This is a genomic window from Microvirga tunisiensis (assembly GCF_009296175.1).
Lineage (GTDB): Bacteria > Pseudomonadota > Alphaproteobacteria > Rhizobiales > Beijerinckiaceae > Microvirga > Microvirga tunisiensis.
The window spans coordinates 1-3,464 of record NZ_VOSK01000507.1; the positions used below are offsets into that span (position 1 = coordinate 1).

The window sequence follows — 3,464 nt, forward strand, 5'->3', positions numbered from 1 at the left end:
GACTGGGTCGCCGATCAAGCCCTTCTTGTGAAGCCGATCCGTCGTTGCCCAGTCGAAGCCCTTCCAGGCACAACGCTCGTTATGCAGCGTCAGCCATAACAGCGCCAAAACGGCATCGTCGATCTTGTCCTCATCGATCTCCATGAACCGACGTTACCACGCGCGGCACCCAAAATCCCGCGGCCCCGCTCGGATGGATACGTCTTAAGTGCGTTCAGCTTGTAGGTGACAACCCCCACCAGATTCCCTTGGTGGTCGAGCAGAGGACCACCGGAGTTGCCGGGCTGAACAGGCGCTGAGATCTGAATGTGGCGTGTATCGTCGCCAAGACCAGCAAGCGCGGTGACGTTGCCCAGAGTGAAGTTGCCCGTGCTCGCAAGGACGTTGGAAAGCGGGAAACCAAACACCGCTACTGGCTCACCGAGACGAATACCGATCCTAATTGCAGCCAGTTTCGTGGGACGGTGATCAACCCTGAGGAGGGCCAAATCGTTTGCTTTATCACTGGCGGCGAGCCGAGCCGGGAGAGGTTCACGACCATCGAGTGTAACCCGGATCGTAGTGCATTCGTCTACAACATGCGCATTCGTCAGCAAGCTGCCATCATTGCCGACGAAGAAACCGGTTCCTGAGGAGTCCCCAGTTGCCTTCGGCTTCGATGGAGTGGGAGAAGCGGCTGAGGGTTGCGGCGCAGGCGGTAGCTGCACGGGTGCCGGTCGCGCTACTGCGACTTTCGGTCAGGTGTCGGAGGATCGATGAAGGCAGCCCCGGTCATACTGGACCAGAGTGAGGCTGACATCAGAATTGCGATCCGTTCGCCCGCAACATTGCCATTGGCATTGTTCCAGGAGAGGGTGAATCCAGTGACGTAGGCTCCATCCTGGTGGTAGCGCATGTAGTGGTCGATACCATCCGGAGTTGTGGCTGAGATCACGAACCAGCCGTCCTTCATGACCCGGTAGTGGACTTTGGCCCCTTCTCGGACAATCGTGTTCAAGACGGCAGCATAGTTCTGGCCAATGCCGACATTCGGGACAGTGGTGAACTCGATCTTTGCGCGTTTTTGGGGATCAACATAGGTCAGCCCAAACTCGTTGCGAACCGCATGAAGCCCGAGACCGAATGGAATCCAGATTGCGGTGGGTCGGGAGGGATGACTCACCTTACGGAAGCTCCATAGGTCCAGCATCGGTGTCGCTACCGCAAAAAGCCGTTCGAGTTGTGCCTTGTCCACTGCGCCGTTCGGCGTGAGGCCATTCTCGGTCTGAAAGCGCTGGATGGCCTTGAATAGTCTCTGGTTGAAGTTTTCGTTCGGGACCGCGTTCCAGTACCCGGCTGCGGTCATTAAGACTTGGAAAAAGAGCCGCTGCTCGACATTGAATGCAGATTGGAACGCACTTGCAGCCTCAACGTAACCGGGTGGCCGAACTTGCGCTACAGCGGAAGGGCCTCCGCAGACCACAGCCGCCAGCAGCATTGCCACCCCAGAGGCTGCGCTTCGAGCGTATGCCATTTCTTTGTCCAATCCGTCTCTATCGTCTCCCCTATGCTACACAATTCGACATGTCACACAAATGCCATAAAGTCGCTACCCGGAGAGGTATCCCTGGCTCGAATGGACGGAGGAGACTCGTCCATGTCCCTCCAACCGCTTAGAGAGATCTAGGGACAAATCGCTCGGATGGGATTGGCAAGAACCGTTCTACTCGTTTCTGATGCAACAGGTTGACACTCCACTGGCAAACCGTTCGAAAGATGAGCAGTCAAATCGTTTTCCAGAATCTCCCGCAGCCGGATCAGCGCATCGCGATGGCGGGTTTCGATCTCTGTCGAACAGATCTTCTCGTCGATGAGCCTCAGCATAGCCACCATATCGACTTCAGGCATGATCCAGTTGCGCGTTTGACGACGCATGATTGAACCTCCAAGAGCGTACGGCAGCCACGTGGTGATTGAAACTTGGCGGCTCAAGGTGCCACCAGCCACTTCCGCAGCTTGGTTCTGTAGCCCGCAAGGTACCCACCCCTAAAGATGGTCAGGAGCGCCGGGTGGACTATGTTCGAGCGAAAATCACTTGAAACTGGGACGGGCGTGCCAAGAACGATGACCGGCGAGCCTCGTATCAGGGGCGCGGTGGCCAAGGAGGAGATCGGAATGACCGAAGCTGGCACCCATATCGTCCGGGTCGTTCTCCAAGGCGAGCCGACCATCTACCGCGAGATCGAGGTCGAAAGCCGTAAAACGCTCAGCGATCTGGCCGAGGCCATTGTGCATTCCTTCGGCTTCGAGTTCGATCACGCCTTCGGCTTCTATTCGAAGCTCACCGGGCAGGACGTGATGCGCTCCCAGCCCAGGTACGAGTTGTTTGCCGATATGGGAGAGGCGACCGAAGCCAAGAGCGTGGAGAAGTCCCGCATTGCCGATGCCTTCCCAGACGTGGGCCACAAGATGCTGTTCATGTTCGATTACGGCGACGACTGGCGGTTCGTCGTCGAGGTTATCGGCCTGGGCCAGAAGGTCGCGAAGACCCGTTACCCGAAGGTGCTCAAGAAGGTCGGCAAGGCTCCCGAGCAATATGGCGCATGGGAGGAAGAGGAAGACTCCTGAGCCGTCTCGATGAAGCCATCGTCAGCCCTGCTCCTGCAACTTAGACTTAACGCGCCTCGCGTTCGACTTGATCATTCGGTTCGGGTATAAGTGCCGGGCAGCAGCTTCTCGAAGCGAGATCGGATTTTGCCGTAGCACTCGCAGGTTGCCTGTTCGAGACCGCCACGGTCCGTCACGACGATCTCTGCTCGACGCTGCACGATGAGTCCAGAGGTTTGCAGGCTGCGTAGGGTCGCGCTGACTGTAGAGCGCTGAACACCCAGCATTTCGCTCAAGAACTCGTGGGTCAACGGCAGGGCGTCCTGATTCAGGCGATCATGCGTGCTCAAAATCCAGCGGCAGCAGCGGGCCTCGACGGTATGCACGGCATTACACGCGACCGTGTGATATGCTTGGGCGAGCAGCGCCTCGTTGTAAGCGAGCACCCGCCGTTGAAAAGTGGGGCGTGTCCGGATGGCCTCGTGCATCTGGTCGAGAGGGACGCGTGAGGCAGTGCCAGGGATCTGCACGACGTAGCGGCCAAATGCTTCGCGGCTCACAAATGCGGTCAGGAGGCCGAACAACCCCTCGCACCCGAACATTGCCACTTCTGCCAGACGGCCATCCTCCATCACATCGATGAGGGAAACGACAGCATCGTGCGGGAAGTACGTGTGGCGGATGGGGTCGCCGGGCTGGTACAACACGGTGCCGCGCGGCAGGATCACGGCCTCCAAGTAGGGTTTAAGAAGACCTATGCTGGATTTTGGGTGATGGGGCCGATCAGGCGACGTTGTGTGTTGGCGTCGTTGCGATCTCGGTGCCGTCCTGGAATCTGACACCCGCGATTACTTTCGGCAACTGGTTTTCGCCCATCA

At 58.1% G+C, this 3,464-nt stretch carries 6 protein-coding genes; 1 reads left to right on the forward strand and 5 read right to left on the reverse strand.

Annotated features, from left to right (window positions below):
- The 4 genes from FS320_RS49205 to FS320_RS40260 all read right to left on the reverse strand — a co-directional run.
- Positions 1-144, reverse strand: a 144-nt coding sequence (locus FS320_RS49205; RefSeq protein WP_244626992.1) for a DUF6429 family protein, incomplete at its 3' end; no start/stop codon positions are given.
- Entirely contained in the window at positions 90-707 is a 618-nt protein-coding gene (locus tag FS320_RS40250; RefSeq protein ID WP_162003562.1) for a trypsin-like peptidase domain-containing protein, read from the reverse strand. The genes FS320_RS40250 and FS320_RS49205, both read right to left, overlap by 55 nt.
- A gap of 14 nt (positions 708-721) precedes the next feature.
- Positions 722-1,525 (reverse strand): peptidoglycan-binding domain-containing protein, encoded by an 804-nt coding sequence (locus tag FS320_RS40255; RefSeq protein ID WP_152718073.1) that lies wholly within the window; start codon positions 1,523-1,525, stop codon positions 722-724.
- Between the two features lie 137 nt (positions 1,526-1,662).
- On the reverse strand, positions 1,663-1,914 hold the full coding sequence (locus FS320_RS40260) for a hypothetical protein (RefSeq protein WP_152718075.1): 252 nt from the start codon (positions 1,912-1,914) through the stop codon (positions 1,663-1,665).
- A 240-nt stretch (positions 1,915-2,154) separates the two neighbouring features.
- On the opposite strand from FS320_RS40260, the gene FS320_RS40265 reads away from it, so the two are divergent.
- On the forward strand, positions 2,155-2,607 hold the full coding sequence (locus FS320_RS40265; RefSeq protein WP_152718077.1) for an IS1096 element passenger TnpR family protein: 453 nt from the start codon (positions 2,155-2,157) through the stop codon (positions 2,605-2,607).
- Positions 2,608-2,678: 71 nt separating this feature from the next.
- Here the strand turns inward: FS320_RS40265 and FS320_RS40270 are convergent, their stop codons facing one another.
- Entirely contained in the window at positions 2,679-3,314 is a 636-nt protein-coding gene (locus FS320_RS40270) for a Crp/Fnr family transcriptional regulator (protein ID WP_338105680.1), read from the reverse strand.
- Positions 3,315-3,464 lie beyond the last annotated feature (150 nt).